The organism is Psychromicrobium xiongbiense, from assembly GCF_030271165.1.
Lineage (GTDB): Bacteria > Actinomycetota > Actinomycetes > Actinomycetales > Micrococcaceae > Renibacterium > Renibacterium xiongbiense.
Window position 1 is genome coordinate 364,439 of sequence record NZ_JASSZH010000009.1, and the last position, 18,283, is coordinate 382,721.

16 protein-coding genes and 1 tRNA gene are annotated in these 18,283 nt (G+C 64.2%); 7 read left to right on the top strand and 10 right to left on the bottom strand.

Going from position 1 to position 18,283, the window contains the following annotated elements; translation table 11 throughout:
• Positions 1–119: 119 nt before the first annotated feature.
• Positions 120–1,415, bottom strand: a complete 1,296-nt coding sequence (locus tag QQM37_RS04420) for a CynX/NimT family MFS transporter (protein ID WP_285725332.1) — start codon at positions 1,413–1,415, stop codon at positions 120–122.
• A gap of 151 nt (positions 1,416–1,566) precedes the next feature.
• On the opposite strand from QQM37_RS04420, the gene QQM37_RS04425 reads away from it, so the two are divergent.
• Positions 1,567–1,639, top strand: a tRNA-Arg gene (locus QQM37_RS04425).
• A gap of 155 nt (positions 1,640–1,794) precedes the next feature.
• Here the strand turns inward: QQM37_RS04425 and QQM37_RS04430 are convergent.
• Together QQM37_RS04430 and QQM37_RS04435 are read right to left on the bottom strand one after the other, a co-directional pair.
• Positions 1,795–3,108: an MFS transporter gene (locus tag QQM37_RS04430; protein WP_285725333.1), complete on the bottom strand. Its 1,314-nt coding sequence runs from the start codon at positions 3,106–3,108 to the stop codon at positions 1,795–1,797.
• A gap of 130 nt (positions 3,109–3,238) precedes the next feature.
• Positions 3,239–4,168 (bottom strand): EamA family transporter, encoded by a 930-nt coding sequence (locus QQM37_RS04435; protein ID WP_285725335.1) that lies wholly within the window; start codon positions 4,166–4,168, stop codon positions 3,239–3,241.
• A gap of 87 nt (positions 4,169–4,255) precedes the next feature.
• Between QQM37_RS04435 and QQM37_RS04440 the strand changes: the two genes are divergently transcribed.
• On the top strand, positions 4,256–4,750 hold the full coding sequence (locus QQM37_RS04440) for a MarR family winged helix-turn-helix transcriptional regulator (RefSeq protein WP_285725336.1): 495 nt from the start codon (positions 4,256–4,258) through the stop codon (positions 4,748–4,750).
• A gap of 25 nt (positions 4,751–4,775) precedes the next feature.
• On the opposite strand, the gene QQM37_RS04445 is transcribed toward QQM37_RS04440, so the two are convergent.
• On the bottom strand, positions 4,776–5,138 hold the full coding sequence (locus tag QQM37_RS04445) for an ArsR/SmtB family transcription factor (protein WP_285725337.1): 363 nt from the start codon (positions 5,136–5,138) through the stop codon (positions 4,776–4,778).
• Between the two features lie 85 nt (positions 5,139–5,223).
• Here QQM37_RS04445 and QQM37_RS04450 point away from each other — a divergent pair, with 85 nt between their 5' ends.
• The 3 genes from QQM37_RS04450 to QQM37_RS04460 all read left to right on the top strand — a co-directional run bounded on the left by QQM37_RS04450 (position 5,224) and on the right by QQM37_RS04460 (position 11,688).
• Positions 5,224–6,441: an MFS transporter gene (locus QQM37_RS04450; protein WP_285725338.1), complete on the top strand. Its 1,218-nt coding sequence runs from the start codon at positions 5,224–5,226 to the stop codon at positions 6,439–6,441.
• A gap of 68 nt (positions 6,442–6,509) precedes the next feature.
• Entirely contained in the window at positions 6,510–10,607 is a 4,098-nt protein-coding gene (gene hrpA / locus QQM37_RS04455) for an ATP-dependent RNA helicase HrpA (RefSeq protein WP_285725339.1), read from the top strand.
• A 103-nt stretch (positions 10,608–10,710) separates the two neighbouring features.
• The gene (locus tag QQM37_RS04460) at positions 10,711–11,688 is read left to right on the top strand and encodes a beta-ketoacyl-ACP synthase III (RefSeq protein ID WP_285725340.1); all 978 of its coding nucleotides are present in this window, start codon (positions 10,711–10,713) and stop codon (positions 11,686–11,688) included.
• 41 nt (positions 11,689–11,729) lie between these two features.
• Here QQM37_RS04460 and QQM37_RS04465 read toward each other — a convergent pair whose 3' ends face one another.
• Both QQM37_RS04465 and QQM37_RS04470 read right to left on the bottom strand, forming a co-directional pair.
• A complete protein-coding gene (locus QQM37_RS04465) occupies positions 11,730–12,158 on the bottom strand; it encodes an HIT family protein (RefSeq protein ID WP_285725341.1) in 429 nt (142 codons plus the stop codon).
• A 4-nt stretch (positions 12,159–12,162) separates the two neighbouring features.
• Positions 12,163–13,062 (bottom strand): sulfurtransferase, encoded by a 900-nt coding sequence (locus QQM37_RS04470; RefSeq protein WP_285725342.1) that lies wholly within the window; start codon positions 13,060–13,062, stop codon positions 12,163–12,165.
• A gap of 61 nt (positions 13,063–13,123) precedes the next feature.
• Here QQM37_RS04470 and cds1 point away from each other — a divergent pair, with 61 nt between their 5' ends.
• Positions 13,124–14,209, top strand: coding sequence for an L-cysteine desulfhydrase Cds1 (gene cds1, locus QQM37_RS04475; RefSeq protein ID WP_285725344.1), 1,086 nt, complete (start codon positions 13,124–13,126; stop codon positions 14,207–14,209).
• A gap of 13 nt (positions 14,210–14,222) precedes the next feature.
• Here cds1 and QQM37_RS04480 read toward each other — a convergent pair whose 3' ends face one another.
• Positions 14,223–14,891, bottom strand: a complete 669-nt coding sequence (locus tag QQM37_RS04480; protein ID WP_285725345.1) for an MBL fold metallo-hydrolase — start codon at positions 14,889–14,891, stop codon at positions 14,223–14,225.
• A 157-nt stretch (positions 14,892–15,048) separates the two neighbouring features.
• Here QQM37_RS04480 and QQM37_RS04485 point away from each other — a divergent pair, with 157 nt between their 5' ends.
• Entirely contained in the window at positions 15,049–15,492 is a 444-nt protein-coding gene (locus tag QQM37_RS04485; protein WP_285725346.1) for a Fur family transcriptional regulator, read from the top strand.
• Positions 15,493–15,512: 20 nt separating this feature from the next.
• Here QQM37_RS04485 and QQM37_RS04490 read toward each other — a convergent pair whose 3' ends face one another.
• Genes QQM37_RS04490 through QQM37_RS04500 form a run of 3 tightly spaced genes read right to left on the bottom strand, consistent with a single transcriptional unit; the run spans position 15,513 to position 18,186 of the window.
• Positions 15,513–16,373 carry a metal ABC transporter permease gene (locus QQM37_RS04490; RefSeq protein WP_285725347.1) on the bottom strand — a complete coding sequence of 287 codons (861 nt, stop codon included), beginning with the start codon at positions 16,371–16,373 and terminating at the stop codon, positions 15,513–15,515.
• Complete coding sequence (locus QQM37_RS04495) at positions 16,370–17,221, bottom strand: metal ABC transporter ATP-binding protein (protein WP_285725348.1); 852 nt, start codon at positions 17,219–17,221, stop codon at positions 16,370–16,372. Before QQM37_RS04495 ends, QQM37_RS04490 begins: the two co-directional genes overlap by 4 nt.
• Entirely contained in the window at positions 17,221–18,186 is a 966-nt protein-coding gene (locus tag QQM37_RS04500) for a metal ABC transporter solute-binding protein, Zn/Mn family (RefSeq protein ID WP_285725349.1), read from the bottom strand. Before QQM37_RS04500 ends, QQM37_RS04495 begins: the two co-directional genes overlap by 1 nt.
• Positions 18,187–18,283: the final 97 nt, after the last annotated feature.

Sequence of the window (18,283 nt, forward strand, 5' to 3'; positions counted from 1 at the left end):
CACAACCCCCAAGGTCGGCGCTCTGAAGAAACCCTAGGCCGCGAGTCTGAAAATTCCCGGGGAGTTGCCGGGCGATTTCCTGCAAGAAAGTTTCCGGCAGAACCGGCCATGGTGCCGTTCTAAGCCGATGCTCGCGTGGCGCCTGGGACCCGCCGCCCTTGCTGATCCTCCAGATAGACCGGTCGGCAGGCGAAGACCGCTCCGACCAGCAGCAGGCCCAGTGTCACGAAAAGGAAGATGAACCCGCTCAGCCAGGAGTGCGTCGCCTGGTGAAGCACCCCGAAGAGGACAGGCCCGAGGCAGGCAACCAAATACCCGACGCCCTGGCTGAATCCGGAAAGAACACCCGCACCCAGGTGGGACCGAGTGCGCATATTGATCATCAACAGGGCCAGCGGGAAGGTTCCCGGCCCGGTTCCGGCCAGTGCCGCCCAGAGCCAGGGCGCAGCCCCGGGGGCCAGCAACAGGCCCAGGTAGCCGCCAACAAAGCACACCAGCAGCACGATGACGATGGGCAGTGGGTTGCGTAACCGACTGGCCAGGATCGGAATCACCAGGCTCAGGGGAAGGCCCATCGCCGCATACAACGCCAGCATGCTCCCGGCCTCAGCCCGGCTCAGCCCGGCCTCCGTCAGAATCTGTGGAAGCCAGGCGAAGAGCGAATAGGTGTTCAGGGAGGTGCAGCCGAACATCACGGTGAGCCCCAGTGCCATCGGTGAACGCCAGACGCTGATCCTGGGCATGGCCCCGGGGCGTGCACTGGAACCCCGGGAAGCAGCAACGGCCTGCTGCGCACCGGGAGCCGGAGCTTCCTTCGGAGATTTTCTGGCCAGGTTGATCAGCCACGGAACGATTGCCACCATACTCACGGCGGCCCAGCTCACCAGGGAGGTTCGCCATCCGAAGGCATCCGCCACCGGCACGGCCAGTTGCGCCGGCAGCGCAGTACCCAGACTCAGAACGGTGACGTACAGAGCGGTCACCAGACCCACCCGATCCGGGAAGTACTGCTTCACCAACGGCGGCAACAGGACGTTCCCAGCACCCATCCCAGCGAGAGCGATGACGGTGAAGACCAGAAACAAGGGGGTGTTCGGAGCGAAAATTCTGGCGATCTGACCCACCACGGTCACGATCAGTGCCACGACGGTCAGTCGTTCAAGGCTGGCCCAGCGGAGCACGAAGGGCGTGAGAAATCCGAAGACACCGAAGGTCAGCGTCGGCAGCATGCCCAGGATGCCGATCATCAGGGAGTCGATGGGCAGGTCCTGAGCAATTTCGGAGAGCACCGGTGAGACGACTGTCACGGCCGCCCGCAGGGTCAGCGCGACCATCAGAATCCCGACCAGCGCCAGAATGCGCCCCGTCAGCGGTTTCGTCACTGTAGGCCCGGAAGCCACTGCCTCTTTCACCATGCTGTACTCACAGATCGACCCTATCGGTGAATTCCACCATGGAAGGTCGCTTCGGCTGTCGGTTTGCTCACGCACGCAACTGTAGCGGCTTGTCTGGAGGTCTGATTTGCGGGGGCAGGCCCCGTGACTGCTAAACTCGTCAGGTCCCGTTGCCCTCGTAGCTCAGGGGATAGAGCGTCTGCCTCCGGAGCAGAAGGTCGTAGGTTCGAATCCTATCGAGGGCACGTTGTGTGTTGGACAGAACGATGGCCCGGATTCAGGAAACTGAATCCGGGCCATTGTCGTTTGTTGCGCCTTCGCAACGCCTCCCCGGCCCGGACCGCCGTCATCGACCGTCCATTTGGGCACAGTCACCGCGACGAAGACTGTGCCTCAGTGCTCAGTGGGCGCGGTTTGCTGGTTCGCGTGGTGGGCGCAAGTTGCCTGGCGACAAATCCTTCGTGGCCTCTGTGGAGAAGTCAACTCCCTTGGCCTGCTGTCCCACCAGTGTCAGCACGATGACGGCGATGGCGGCGATACCCACGGTCAGGGTCAATGCCATGGGGTAGCCGATCTGTGGTGCCAGGGCTTGCTGAATGGGCAGATTGAAGGCGGCGATGACGTTACCCAGTTGGTAGGTCACGCCAGGATAGAAGCCACGGATGGCGTTAGGTGACATCTCATTCAGGTGTGCGGGAATAGCTCCCCACGCCCCCTGGGTGGTCAACTGAATCAGAGCCGATCCGAGGCACAGAAAGCCCGCGCTGGTGGAGAAAGCGAAGATCGGAATCAGCGGCAGTGTCAGTGCTGCACCCCAGATGACGGTGGCCTTGCGTCCCAGACGATCCGACAGCGCGCCAAAGATCACGCACCCCACCATGGCACCCAGGTTGTACACCACTGCGATCCAGCTCGCCGTGCTGGCATCCAGACCCGCGCCTCCGTGGTCCTTGGCCTGCAGGAAGGTCGGGTAGATGTCCTGGGTGCCGTGACTCATCCAGTTGAACGCGGCCATCAGAAGCACCAGGTACACGAAGCGACGGAGGACCTTCCTGTCAAAAAAGATCCGTTTGATGCTGGTATTCGCCTTACGCATCTTCTCCTGCGTGTTTTCCCAGACCTCGGACTCCTTGATCCGGGACCGGATCAGGAGCGCGATGAGCGCCGGAATAATGCTCAGCGCAAACATCCACCGCCAGTTGAGTCCCAGCACGGAATGCACCAGCAGGAACGCCAACGACGCCAGCAGATACCCTGCCGAATAACCGCCCTGCAGCAGCCCTGAGAAGACACCACGGCGCTGGCGGGGAACCTTCTCCATGCTCAGAGCCGCACCCAGCCCCCATTCACCGCCCATCCCGATGCCGTAAAGCAGCCGGAGAATGAACAGCACGGTGAAGTTAGGGGCAAAGGCGCAGACGAACCCGATCACGGAGTAGAAAACCACATCCACCATCAGGGGGATACGTCGGCCCACCCGGTCCGCCCACAGGCCGAACAGATAGGCCCCAACCGGCCGCATCAACAGCGTCACGGTGGTCAGATAGGCGATCTGCGCCAGGGAAATCTGAAACTCCTTGGCGATCTCTGAATACACCAGTACCAGGATGAAGTAGTCAAAAGCGTCCATCATCCAGCCCAGATAGGAGGCAACGAACGCATTGCGCTGATCTGGAGTGAGTTTCAACGACGGTGCGGGGAGCGTCTGGGACATCATCGGCCTGTCTACGAGCACGGGTGAGATATGGGAATGCGCTTTCCAAGCGACATCCTACTGAGAGCTGTGCACCCTCGCAACGCCTCCCGGCCCGGACCGCCGTCATCGACCGTCCTTTTGCGCACAGTCACCGCGACGAAGACTGTGCCTCAGTGCTCAGTGGGCACGGTTCGCTGGTTCGCGTGGTGGGCGCAAGTTGCCCGGCGACGATCGCAGTCAGCGCCAGGGCAAACCCGAGCAGCTGAAGCCAGCCCAGGCTCTGCCCCAGCACCAGCCAACCCAGCACCGCTGCCATCAACGGCGAGATCAGGCCAAGCACCGCCACAGAGACCACCGGAAGCTTTCCAATGCTGTTGAACCACACGATGTAACTGAAAAGACCACCCACCAGTCCCAGCCACAGGAATCCTGTCAGCGCCACTGTGTCAATCCGTGCGGGAACCCCCTCCAGCAGCAACGTCACCGGAAGCAGGAAAAGACCACCGGCGGTCAGTTGCCAGCCAGCAAAAGCAGTCGCGGAGACTCCCTCGGGCCGACCCCATTTCTTGGTCAAGGTGACGCCCAGAGCCATGGACACCGCGCCGAGCAGTCCCGCCAACAGCCCCACGGCATCGAGCGTTGCGGTAGAACGCAGCACCACCAGGGCGACGCCCACCACTCCCACCATCCCCCAGGCAAAGCGCCAGGGTGAGAACCGCTGCTGCAGGATCAGAATGGCCAGAACTGCCACAATGAGCGGCTGAACGGCGCCCAGCGTCGCCGCCACTCCACCAGGCAGGTGATAGGCGCTGAGGAACAGCAGAGGGAAGAACGCCCCAATGTTCAGCACCCCCAGCACCACCGACTTCCACCACCATGAGCCATGCGGCACAACGCGAGTCAGGGCCAGCGCTATCAGACCGACAGGCAGGGCACGCACCAGCGAGGCGAACAACGGCGTCCCGGGCGGCAGCATCTGAGTTGTGACCACGTAGGTGGTTCCCCAGATGGCCGGAACCAGTGCTGTCAGCATCGTGAGGCGTAGCCGTCCCAATTCGTTCACTTCCTGATCACTCATCACAGATTGTTTAAAATTAAACATTTTAATATTAAATAGTTTGCCACTAGAATCCTTCCTGTCAAACAGCTCAGCCAGGAGGAGTCCATGGAAGACAGCGTCGACCTGATCATCAGCCAGTGGGCCAAGGCCCGCCCCGATCTGGATGTGAGCGCCATGGGAATCCTGGGCAGGCTCTCCCGACTCACCCGACATCTGGAACGCGAACAGCAGCACCTGTTCTCGAAGCATCAACTCCAGCCAGGCGAGTTCGACATTCTGGCCACGCTGTTGCGAGCCGACACAGAACATCGCGGGCTGACCGTCGGTCAGCTGACCGCGAGCGTCATGGTGACCGGCGGGGCGGTGACCAACCGACTCGACCGACTCGCCGGCAAAGGCCTGATCACCCGCACCACGGATCCGCACAATCGACGCACCATCAGGATTTCGCTCACTGCCGCAGGGCGCGAGGTCATCGATGCCGCACTGCTGGATCACGTGTTCAACGAAGAGCGACTTCTGGTCACACTGACGTACTCAGAACGCCAGATCCTGGAAGGCCTCCTGCGGACAATGCTGAGCGAGCACGAGTCCCGCTGACCCTCAGACAGAGCACCACACGCGACTAGACCGCCGAGAGCTCAGCATCCGCAGCGCCCGCAAGGGAACCGATCAACCCGGGATATTTTTGGTCGAGCGCTTCACGATTGAGGATTTGCGAGACCACATGACCATCCACCACGCGGGTGATGACGCCGGCCTCGCGCAGCACCTTGAAATGGTGTGTCGCAGTGGAGCGTGAAATCCCCTCATACAGGCCAAGGCACTGGATCTTGTCCCCCGCCAGGAACAGACGCCGCACCATCTCCAGCCGCACAGGATCCGAGACAGCCGCAAGCACAGCAGCAAGTGGGGCGACCGGGAACTCCGACGGCCCCTCCACTGGAGTCACCGATCCATCGGCCGCTTTCTCGAGATGGCGGGTCATGCCACCATTCTAGAGTGTTTGATGATCATCAAACACCATGTTACCGTCGAGATGTTCGATAGTCATCAAACATCTAAGGAAAGTCATGGCATTGCTCACCCGGCCTGCAGCTCCCACGACCTCCACCGCGCAGACTGCCGCCTACTGGCTTCTGGTGGTTCTGCTGGGCCTGGTCCTGGCAGTTTCGGGCGTCCCGTCGCCGCTGTATGGCATCTACTCCGCCCAATGGGGGCTCTCTCCTTTGATGCTGACCCTCGTCTTCGCCGCTTACGCCGGCGCCGCCCTACTGAGCCTGCTGGTGGTTGGTCCACTGACCGATGCCCTGGGTCGCAAACCAGTCCTGCTGACGGCAGCGGTCATGATCCTGGTGGGTCTGGCCATCTTCTTCACAGCACAGAATGTCGCGGCCCTGCTGATCGCCCGAATACTGCACGGGGCCGCCATCGGAGCGGTGGTGGTTGCGGCGAGCGCGGCCCTGCTGGACCTCAGGCCGCACGATGCCGCCCGCTCGGGTCGGCTCACCGGGATCACCTTCAGTGTCGGTATGGCGGTGGGCATTATGGGGGCCGCTCTGCTGGCGGAGTACCTGCCTGCTCCTCTGCTGACGCCGTTCGCCGTCGTCGGCCTGCTGACGGCCCTCATGGCCGTGGGGCTGCTGCTGATGCAGGAGACCCACCATCAGCGCGAGCAGAGTCCGCTGCGCTTCGCCAGGCCCTCGGTGCCCCGCGAGCTGAGTCCGGATTTCGGGTTTTCCGTGCTCGGCGCAGCTGGCTCCTGGATGGCCCTTGGCCTGTATTTGTCTTTATTCCCCTCTGTCGCCGCACTGGAAACTGGCATCCATTCCCTGGTCTTCACCGCGGGCGTGGTGGCCGCGATGACCGGCGCCTCTGCACTCGCTCAGGGACTCGTGTCCCGGGTACCGGCTCGCGTTCTGGCCATGATCGGCGATGTTGCTCTGACAGTCACCTCTCTGGTGAGCATTCCGGCGGTGCTGAGCGGGAACCCGACGGCCATTATGGCCAGTTCCATCGCGCTCGGCGTCGCTTTCGGCCTCACCTTCAGCGGCTCACTGCGGCACCTGAGTTCGGTGGTTCCGGCACAAGCCCGCGGCGGAGTGATGGCAGCGTTCTATCTGTGCTGCTACCTGGCGATGGGCATTCCGGTGGTACTGGCCGGCTGGGCCGCGTCCGTTTTTCCACTCCCGGGTGTCTTCAGTGGTTTTGCGCTCATCGTGGCTGTGGCATGCGTGCTCGCCGCGGTGCTGGGGCTCCGGTCGCATCGCGCCCTGAGCATGGCAGGCTGAGCCGGATATCATGGCAGGCTGAGCCGGATATCCAGCCCGGCACCAACTGGCCATACACTGGAACGGCTATGAGCCTGACCATCACCTATCCCCCTGAGCTGCCGGTCTCTGCCCGGCGAGATGACCTGATGGCGGCGATCTCCGCACACCAGGTGGTGATCATTGCGGGCGAGACCGGCTCCGGCAAAACCACGCAGATCCCCAAAATGTGCCTGGAGCTGGGCCTGGCGGAACCGGGTGCCGATGGCAAACCCCGGATGATCGGTCACACCCAGCCTCGCCGTCTGGCCGCCCGTACCGTCGCTGAGCGCATCGCCGCGGAACTGGACGTCCCGCTCGGTGAGGAGATCGGCTTTCAGGTCCGCTTCACCGGCGAGGTCTCCCGGCGGACCAGGGTGAAGGTCATGACGGACGGCATCCTGCTTGCTGAGATTCAGCGGGACCCGCTACTGAAACGCTATGGGGCGCTGATCATCGATGAGGCTCATGAGCGCAGCCTGAATATCGATTTTCTGCTGGGTTACCTGAAGCGAATCCTGCCGCAGCGGCCGGATCTGAAGGTCATCATCACCTCAGCGACCATCGACCCGGAACGTTTTGCCCGGCATTTCGCCTCAACAGACGGCACTCCAGCCCCCATTGAAGAAGTCTCCGGACGCACCTATCCGGTGGAGATCCGCTACCGCCCGCTCAGCGCTGAGGACCGCACGGACCATGACGATGACGACGACCCAGTCGCCCAGGATGCCGGCAGCTCCAGCGAGGACCGCGATCCGCTCGACGCTGTCTGCGATGCAGTCGAGGAACTCTCCCATGAGACACCTGGCGACATTCTGATCTTCTTCTCGGGGGAACGGGAAATCCGCGATGCTGCCGAGGCACTGCGCGGCCGGTTCCAGGACAACGCCCAGGCCCCCGCAGTGCTGCGCAACCTGCAGGTCCTCCCTCTGTTTGCCCGGCTGTCCCTGGCCGAGCAGCACGCCGTCTTCACGCCCGGCAACTCCTCGGCGCGCCGCGTCGTACTGGCCACCAATGTGGCCGAAACCTCGCTCACCGTTCCCGGCATCAAGTACGTCATCGATACCGGCACCGCCAGAATTTCCCGGTATTCGCACCGCACTAAGGTCCAGCGTCTGCCGATCGAACGGATCTCCCAGGCCAGCGCCAATCAGCGGGCAGGCCGATGTGGTCGTGTCTCCGACGGCATCTGCATCCGGCTGTACTCGGAGCAGGATTTCGAAGCGCGCCGCGAGTTCACCGACCCGGAGATCCTGCGGACCAATCTGGCAGCGGTGATCTTGCAGATGGTCGCCATCGGGGTCGCTCAGGGGCCTGCAGATGTGGCCGGGTTCCCCTTCGTGGAACCGCCGGATGAGAAGGCCGTTGCCGATGGCGTGGCGCTGCTGCGCGAGCTGGGTGCACTCACGTCTCCTCGGGTGACAGCGGCCCCACCAGCCGACGCCACCCAGGCATCCGGTGCGGTCCAGCCAGCCCGCACCGGCCCGGGCCGCTCGCGCACCACCACGCTGACCGACATCGGGCGTTCGCTGGCCGTGCTGCCGGTCGACCCCCGCCTGGGCCGGATGATCGTCGAAGCCGGGCGCCGGGGGTGTGCCCGTGAGGTCATGGTGCTGGCTGCAGCGCTGACCATTCAGGACCCCCGGGAGCGCCCCTCGGCCGATGCGCCGGCTGGCCGACGCCAGCTCGCGGAGGAAAAACACCAGCGATTCATCGATGAGACCTCCGACTTTCTGGGGTATCTGAATCTCTGGCGCTATCTGCAGGAAAAACAACAGGAGCTCTCCAGCTCCGCCTTCCGGCGCCTCTGCAAAGCGGAGTTCATCAACTATTTGCGGGTCCGTGAATGGCAGGATCTCTTTGCGCAGTTGCGCCAGCTTGCCAAGTCCGTGCACCTGACGCTGGAACCCGGCGAGGTGGATCCAGTGGGCCGATCGGTGGCCATTCACCAGTCCCTGCTGGCCGGATTGCTGAGCCAGATTGGCCTCTACGACGAGCGTAAACGCGAGTATGTGGGCGCACGGGGTGCCCGGTTCGCCATTTTCCCGGGATCAGCGCTGTTCAGCCGAAGCTCCACGGGCAAGAATTCGGCCCGGAAGACCCCGGACGCCGTGATGAGTGCGGAACTTGTGGAGACCTCCCGCCTCTGGGCCCGGGTGAACGCCGCCATCGACCCGTTGTGGGCGGAAGAAGTGGCCGGGGATCTGGTCAAGCGCAGCTACTCAGAACCGCACTGGTCCAAGCGCACTGGTTCCGTGATGGCCTATGAGAAGGTCACGCTCTTCGGGGTGCCGATCGTGGTGCAGCGCCGGGTGAATTATGGCCGGATCGACCCGGTGCTTGCGCGCGAACTGTTCATCCGGCATGCCTTGGTGGAGGGCGACTGGCGTACGCACCACAAGTTCTTCCATCGCAACCAGGCCATGCTGGCCGAGGTGGAGGAGCTGGAGACCCGGATGCGCCGCCGCGATCTGCGAGTGGACGACGAGGCTCTTTTCGAGTTCTACGATGCCCGGATCGGCGCGGAAGTGGTCTCCGAGCGGCATTTCGACCTCTGGTGGAAACGCGCCCGGCATGACAACCCGACGCTGCTGGACTTCGACCCCGGCGTCATCATGGCCGAGCCTGCCGAGGAACTCGACGAATCCCAGTACCCGCGCACCATCCGACAGGGCGACTTCGAGCTGCCGCTGAGCTACGAATTCGCCCCGGCGATCATGGGCACCGCCAACGGCTCTCAGGATTCCGATGGCGTGACGGTCACCGTGCCGGTGCTGTTCCTCAATCAGCTGCAGGAGGAGCCCTTCCGCTGGCAGATCCCCGGCCTGCGTGCCGAGCTGGTCACCGCGCTGATCAAATCGCTACCCAAGGCGGTCCGGAAGAACTTCGTCCCCGCGCCCGATGTCGGCAGACAGGCGGCCGCGGCCCTCGCCGAAGACTTCGACCCAGCGGTGGATGAGTTGGAGCCCTCGCTGGAACTGGTGCTGCGGCGTCTGCGCGGCCATATTGTGCCGCCGGATTCCTGGAACTGGGAGAACGTCCCGGCTCATCTGCGGATGAGCTTCTCGGTGGTGGATGCCCAGGGCAAAATCCTGGACGAGGGCAAGGATCTGAAAGCACTCCAGGAGAGCCTGGCCGGGGCCACGCGGCAGGCGATCGCACAGTCTCTCGGCGCGACGCCGAAGACCGTGGGGGCGGCATCGAACGCTTCGGGAGTGCCCGCCCGTGGCGGAAAGCCGGCTGCCGCCATGCCAGCGCTGGCGGAACTCAGCGGGCTCCGCGAGTGGAGCGTAGGCAGCGTGGACCGATCGGTGAGCCGACTGGTGCAGGGGCACACGGTCACCGGTCACCCGGCGCTGGTCGATGAGGGCAGCACCGTGGGATTCCGGGTGTTCCCGAGCGCCGAAGAGGCCGCGATCGCGCATCGGGGCGGCGTGATCCGTCTCCTTTCGCTGCGCCTGCCACCCTCGGACCGGTACGTTCTGGAACACCTGAGCAATGCCGAGAAGCTGACCTTCAGTCAGAACCCGCACGGCAGCACGGCCGAGCTGATCGCTGACTGCACACTGGCGGCCATCGACAAGTTGGTACCCACCGAGCTGCCCTGGACCGAGGCCGAGTATGAGGCCCTGTTTGAGGCCTGCCGGGCAGATCTGATCGACACGGTGTTTGCGGTGGTCGCGGTGGTGGAGCGCATTCTGGCCAGCGCCCGGCGGATTGAACGCACGCTCGGGACGAGCAGTTCGCTGGCGCTGATCTCCACGCTGAGCGACCTGCGTACCCAGCTGGCGGATCTGGTCTATCCCGGCTTCGTGGCCCGCACCGGATATGCCCAGCTGAGCCAGCTCCCCCGCTATCTGGCGGCGATGGAACGCCGGCTGGAGAAGCTCGCCGGTGCCGCCGCCATCGCCCGGGATACCCAGAACATGGTGGTGGTTCAGACCCTGGGCCGCGACTACCACGATGCCGTGTCCGCGGTGAGTGCCGGACGGAGCGTTCCGCCGGGCCTGTCCCGGGTGCGCTGGATGCTGGAGGAGCTGCGGGTCTCGCTGTTCGCCGTGGAGCTGGGCACCGCCTACACGGTCTCGGAGAAGCGCATTCGTCGGGCGATCAGCGATTCTCTGTCGCCAACCCCGTCCCCGCGTTGAATAAGTACATTCACCGTACCGGCAGCTGATCTAGGCTTAACTCACGGCTTAACCGTGACACCCGTACTTTCACCACTAGTGTGTCCTCGACGAAAGTGATTCCATGACGCTGCTCAAACTCCCCGTTGGCGCCCCTGGCAGCGAGATTGCAGGCCTGGGACATTTCCAGCCCGAGCGGGTGATGGACAACCACGAGCTGGAGAAGCTCATGGAAACCTCGGACGAGTGGATTCGCCGCCGCACCGGCATCGTCACGCGACACATCGCCAGCGAGGACGAAACAGTGGCACTGATGGCGACCGAAGCAGCCCGGATGGCACTGGCGGATGCCGGCGTTGACGCTGGTTCCGTCGATCTGGTGGTCGTGGCCACCACCACCGCGATCGAACGCACACCCAATACCGCCGGGCGGGTGTCGGAGGCCCTGGGGCTCGCCGGGCCCGCCGTCGTCGACCTCAACACCGCCTGCTCAGGCTTCGAGTACGCCGTTGGCCTGGCGGATCAGTCCATCCGTACCGGATCGGCGACGACTGCGCTGGTGATCGGTTCCGAGAAGCTCAGCTCGGTCACCGACTGGACCGACCGCACCACTGCGGTTCTGACGGCCGATGGCGCCGGCGCGCTGGTGCTGAAAGCCTCCGATGAGCCCCGGGTTGGTCCGGTGTTGTGGGGTTCCGCCGTCGGCATGGCCGACGCGGTACGGATCTCCCCGCCCAGCGGGAAATTCACCCAGCAGGGCGCCGATGTGCTGCGCTGGGCGACCCGCGAGGCACCCGGGCTGGCACTGGCCACCATTGAACGCGCCGGCCTGACGCCGGCTGATATTGAGGTTCTGGCCTGCCACCAGGCGAATCTGCGCATTATCGAACCACTGGCCAACGCACTGGGCATGGCGGAGAAGATCGTCATCACCGATGTGAGCGAATCCGGCAACACCTCAGCGGCTTCCGTGCCGTTGGGGCTGAGCAAGTGGTGGCATGGCGGCCGCATTCCCACTGACGTCCCGGCGCTGCTCTTCGGCTTCGGCGGCGGTTTCACCTACGCCGGAACCGTCGCCATGACGCCTCGCGCCCGCGGCTGAAGCACCGAGGTTCAGGCGCTCCTGGCCTCATGCCTCATGCCTCATGCCTCGGGGACGAACTCTCCGTGGCCTGAGGAGATGAGGGCTTCCCGCAGCCGCTGGGCATTCGCGTCCAGCCGCGCCGGGTCCGGGTTGTTATCCACGGTGGCGAAGTCGAATTCGGTCAGTGAATTGCTCGGCCAGACGTGCACGTGCAGGTGCTCCACCTCGTAACCGGCAATGATCAGGCCCGCGCGCCGGGCGTCGAAGGCTGTGAGCTGAGCCTGCCCGATCACCTGGGCCACCGCCATGATCTTCTGCAGTAGTGCCGGTGGCGCATCGGTCCATCGGTCCACTTCCTCGCGGGGTACCACCAGGGTGTGCCCGTCGGCCAGCGGGCCGATGGTCAGGAACGCCACGACGTCCTCGTCCTTCCAGACGAAACGTCCCGGGATCTCTCCGGCAATGATTTTACTGAACAAGGTCGCCATGAAATCAGCCTACGGGATGAGCCGCTGTCGATTCAGCCCCGACATCGAATGCCCCGGTTCCCGTCGCCACGGGCAGTTCGGGGTGATTCGACCAGGCGGACCAGGAGCCCGGGAACAAGGCAGCCTCGATGCCAGCCAGCGACAGGGCCAACACCTCGTGGGCTGCCGTCACCCCCGATCCGCAGTACGCAGCCACCTCCGAATCAGGACCGATCCCCAGTCCGGAGAACCGCGCGCGGAGCAGCTCGGGTGAGAGGAACCGCGAATCGGCAGCCAGATTCTCCGTGGTGGGCGCACTGGAGGCTCCGGGAATATGACCAGCGCGTGGGTCGATGGGCTCGGTGTCCCCCGCATATCGCTCCGCGGCGCGGGCATCGAGGAGAACTCCATGGGTGGACCAGTCCGCAGCCTGCTCCAGACTGATCACCGGCATCTGGTCCCAGCCGAGCGTCACCGTACCGGGAACAGGGTCCACCGGCCCGCTCTCCAGCGGCCCATCTGCCGCTTTCCAGGCAGCGAGTCCGCCATCGAGCACCGATACCGACCCGAAACCACCGTGCCGGAGCAACCACCACAGGCGCGCCGCGGCGAGGTTGCCGGCGGCGTCGTACACCACCACCGTGTCGCCCTCATTCACACCCCAGCTGCGCACCGAAGCCTGAAAGTCATCCGCGGAAGGCAGCGGGTGCCGGCCGTCCCTGGGCTCCCCGTGCCGGGCAAGTTCGGTCTCCAGATCGATGTAGACGGCACCGGGAAGGTGCCCGCCCAGGTAGTGCTGCCGCCCGTGCGGATCCCCCAGCTTCCAGCGGACGTCCAGGAACACGATGCGTTCGCCCTCCGCCAGCCGCGCCAGCACTGCTGATACCTGACTTGTTGCCCCTTTTACGGGTCGCGTTTCGCTCATAGGCCCATGCTAAGCCGAGCAGCGGCCGCGCACGCAGCCACGGCACCGGTAGGCTCAGGGAGTGGATTTCAGTGCATGCACCCCCGAACGACGCTGGGCCGACGAAGCATTGCGTCGCATTGAGGCGGAGAACAATCGCTCGGCGGACACCCATCTGTACGCCGTCCCGCTACCGGAGGACTGGGGCATCCAGCTCTACCTCAAGGACGAGTCCACGCACCGCTCCGGCAGCCTCAAACACCGGCTGGCCCGCTCGCTCTTCCTGTTCGGCCTGGTCAACGGCTGGATCCGGCAGGGCACCACCATCGTCGAGGCTTCCTCGGGCAGTACGGCTGTCTCAGAGGCCTACTTTGCCCGCCTGCTGGGACTGCCTTTTATCGCGGTCGTACCGCGCAGCACCAGCGCCGAGAAGATCGATCTGATTGAGGCGTACGGCGGCCGCTGCCATTATGTGGACAATCCCGCTGAGGTGTACCAGGTCTCCGCTGATCTGGCCGAACAGACCGGTGGCCACTATATGGATCAGTTCACCTATGCCGAACGGGCCACCGATTGGCGCGGCAACAACAATATTGCCGAGTCGATCTTTGACCAGCTCGCGCTGGAAGAGCATCCGGTCCCCGAGTGGATCGTAGTCGGTGCCGGGACCGGAGGCACCAGCGCCACGATTGGCCGCTACCTGCGCTACCACTCGCATCCGACCCGGCTGGCCGTCGTCGACCCGGAGCATTCAGCCTTCTACTCCGCCTGGCAGACCGGAGATCTCAACGCGACCGGGCAGCCATCCCGGATCGAAGGAATCGGACGGCCCAGGGTCGAGCCGAGCTTTGTGCCCGGCGTCATCGACGCCATGATCCAGGTGCCCGATGCCGCCTCCATCGCGGCGATGCAGCATCTGTACCGGCTCACCGGACTGCAGGCCGGGCCGTCCACCGGCACCAGTCTCTGGGGTGTCTGGCAGCTGGTGGCGCGCATGATGGAGAACGGCGAGCGCGGAAGCGTGGTCACCCTGCTGTGCGATTCGGCAGACCGCTACCGGCAGAGCTACTACAACCCGGAGTGGCTACAGGCCCGGGGCCTGGACCCTCAGGCAGCCACGGCCCAGCTGGACGACTTTTTCGCGACCGGCCGCTGGAACCACGCCTGAGCAGCCGCGGCGCTCAGATCTCCACCGTCTCGCGCAGGGCGAGCGTCTGGAAATCGGTGCCGAATTCGGCACCGAACCGGCTCACATGCCCTGCTGCAAACTGCCTGCCGGCCTCATTGAGCAGCGCATCATGAATCGGGTAGGCCTTGGCCGCGCGGACGGAGCAGACAAAGTCGACCACCTCACCGGTCTTTGACCAGGGCGCGTGCAGCGGCACCAGCAGGACCTGCAGCTCCAGCCCAGCGGGCACGATGAGCGAGTCCCCCGGATGGTAGACCGCGCCATCGACGATGTATCCCAGGTTCGCAACCACCGGAATCCTGGGATGGATGAGCGCGTGCTGTCCGCCCACCACGCGAAGGTGGAAACCTGCCGCTTCAAAGGTGGTGCCAGTCTCTGCGGTGTGCACCCGGTCAACGGCCTGGCTGCCAGCCTGTTGAACCAGCTCCCGCAACGAGGCTGCCACCGATTCGGGGGCATAGACCTGAAGCTCAGGCTGCTCTGTGAGCGCCTGCGCCAGGACGGGAAGATCCACGTGATCGGCATGCTCGTGGGTCACCAACACCACATCGGTGGAGCGGAGCGCCTCCGCGGCCTCGGACAGGCTTCCGGGATCGATCACCAGGGCGGCTCCGTCTTTTTCTAGCCGTACTAAAGAATGACTGAACTTGGTGAGCTTCATGGTTTCAGCCTACGCCCGCCGCCCCGGGCACCAGTAGAGGCACCGGCTGGACTCCAGCTGCGAACGGACTGAGGGAGCCTGAGGGAATAGGAGTGCGGCTGGTAGCCTTAAAACCCCGGTAACACACACGGAACCGTCAGCTGAGCAAGGGGCCATCATGAGCGTCACCACCGCATCGGGCGGCAAGGAACAGCGCATCACCAAGCAACGTCTGGCGGTCAGCGCCGCACTGGACGAGCTGGATGACTTTGTCAGCACCCAGGAACTGCACCGAATCCTGCATGAAAAGGGTGCCACTGTGTCCCTGGCGACCTCCTACCGCATCCTCCAGTCGCTCGCCGATGAGGGTGCCGTCGATGTGCTGCGCACCCCCGAGGGGGAAGCGGTCTATCGGCGATGTGTGGCGGAAGTCCATCATCATCATCTGCTCTGCCGTCGCTGCGGCAAAGCAGTGGAAATCGAAGCACCCACCGTGGAGCGCTGGGCGGCTGCGGTGGCTCAGGAGCACGGCTACACCCAGGTCAACCACACGCTCGAGATCATGGGACTCTGCCCGGAGTGCTCCGCTGCCGCCTCAGCCAGCTCCGAAGGGTCGGTGTAGCCTCCACAGGGCTCAGTGGCTCAGGCCAGCACCCTGGAGTTGCGGCGTCGTCGTCCGCCCAGCAGACGGCAGAGCAGGTAGATCACAAAGGACAGCGTGGTCACATACGGGCTGATCGGGATCCGGCCACCGAGCGCCAGCAGAATGCCGCCCACAGTGGCCGTGACGGCGAAGAGCACGCTCAGCAACACCACCAGTCGCGGTGAGGTAGCCACCTGCATGGCGGCGGCGGCGGGGGTGATCAGCAGGGCAAGCACCAGCAAAGCACCGACGATCTGAATCGACAGGGCCACCGACACGCCGAGCACGATCATGAACGCCACGGACAAGGCGCGCACGGGAACTCCCCTGGCCTGCGCAATCTCGACGTCGACGCTGGCAAAGGTCAGCGGACGCCAGATCGCCACCAGCGCCGCAATCACGACCAACGCAGCCGTGACCAGCGCGGTGAGCTGGGTCGAATCAACCGAGACGATCTGGCCGGTCAGCAGACCGAATTTATTCGCGGCACGCCCCTGATAGAGCGAAAGAAACAGAATTCCCAGACCCAGTCCGAAGGGCATCAGCACGCCGGTGATCGAATTCCGGTCACGGGCACGCACGCCCATCAGCCCCAATACCAGCGCAGCCAGCAAGGAACCGACCAGGGACCCGGTGATCACATCCGTTCCGATCAACAGGGCGAAGGCTGCCCCGGCAAAGGACAGCTCAGCGATGCCGTGCACCGCGAAGGCCAGATCCCGCATCATGACGAAGGTACCGACCAGGCCGCCGACGACGCCCAGTACGGCACCGGCGATGATCGAATCCCGGAACAGGGGCAGAAGCTCACCGTAGTTGGAGAAATTGAAGGCCGCCTCCAGGAAGGAATCCCAGCTCATTCGGCAACCTCCAGGGTCATATCCTCATGCAGGTGCTCATGCGGGTGCTCCGGCGTCTCGGCGTGGCCGACGACGATGATCCGACCGCGACTGCGGAAGACCTCCACCGGCGTGGCATACAGTTCGCTGAGCACCTCCGAGGTCATCACCTCATCCACCGTCCCCACCCGGAACTTGCCGCCCGCAAGATAGAGCACACGGTCCACCTGATCGATGATCGGGTTGATCTCATGGGTGACGAACACCACGGCGGTCCCGGCCTGATGCGCCTGCGCACCGACCAGGGCACTCACCTCGCGCTGATGTTTGAGGTCCAGGGACAGCAAAGGCTCATCGCAGAGCAGAATCCGGGGATCCGTGCCCAGGGCCTGGGCAATCCGCAGCCGCTGTTGTTCTCCGCCGGAGAGCTGGCCCACGGGAGCATTCGCATACAGCGAGGCACCCACCCGCGCCAGCAGGCCATCGACCGTGGCACGGTACGCCCGGCTTCGAGGCGTTCCCGGCCAGCGGATCCCCCAGCGGTCACCATCGAGCCCCAGACCAACCAGATCACGTGCCCGCAGTGGCGTGGTGGGTGCGAAGCCTTTCTGCTGGGGAACGTAGCCGATGGCACGGTTGACCACGCCCCGGTTCCCATGGCCCTGCTCCTGGCCGGCGATGCTGACGGTCCCGGTGCTGAGCGGCTGCATACCCAGCAGAACCTTGAGGAAGCTCGTCTTGCCGCTACCATTTGGCCCCAGCACAGCGAAGAACTCCCCCGCTTCGATGCTCAGGTTCAGGCCGCTCCATAACGTACGGTCGCCAAAGCTCAGCCCGGCGTCCCGTAATTCCAGTACCGTTTGCGGCATCAGGCCAGTGCCCTCCCGAGGTTCTCCACGTTCTGCGTCATCCACTGCAGATAAGTCTGACCCTCCGGCAGCGTCTCCGTGAAATTGACTACGGGGACACCCGCAGCATCGGCCGCTTTCTTCAGCGCCAGCGTCTGCGGTCCCTCGGTCTGCGGGTTGTAGGCGAGCAGCCTGACACCCTTGGAACTGATCAGTTCACTGGTTTCCTTGAGCACCGTCGCGGGCACATCGGTCCCCTGCTCAATGGCGTGACTGTACTCCTCGGGTGTCTTGTTCACCAGGCCAACGGCAGAGAGCAGATAGAGCGGAACCGGTTCGGTGATCGCGACCGGCTGCCCCTGATCTTTTGCCTTCAGGGTGCTGACCTGCCCGCTCAGGGCGTCCAGGGATTTCTTGAAATCGGCGGCACGGCTGGTGAAATCCTGGGCATGCGCCGCATCCTTGGCACCCAGCCTGGCAGCAATCTGATCCGCCAGTGCGCTCACCGTGGGGAAGGAATACCAGACGTGCTCATTGAACTCGGTGTCGCCATCCTTCTTCAGCCCAGAGAGCTTCACTACATCGATCACCGTTGAAGGGTCAGCACTTTCAGAGAGCTTGCTGAAGAAGTCGTCGTAGCCGCCGCCGTTCTCGATCAGCAAGCCAGCTTTACTCACCGCCAGTTTGTCCTGGGCCGTGGCTTCATAGGAGTGCGGGTCCTGGCTGGAGCTGGCGATCAGGGACGTCACCTTCACCTGGGGGCCACCGATGGTCGCAGCAATGTTGCCGTAGACGTTTGTGGAGGCAACAACGTCGATCACGCCGGTCTGCGATCCAGCGGACGAGGACGACGCAGCCGGGGCCGCAGTGCCACAGGCAGACAGCACGACGACGGCGGCCAGCCCGGAGGCGATCAGCGCGGGAAGGCGCAGGCGTCTGGTGGGAGAAATGCGCTCCGCGTTCGGGCGTGCGGTGGTGCTCCGCATGGGGGAACCTCAGTTTCTAGCAGGAATCTGCGTTGGTTGACCTGACAGGTGGTGCCCGGGCCTTTCGCCGCCCGGACCACGGTCCCGGTATGGCGCG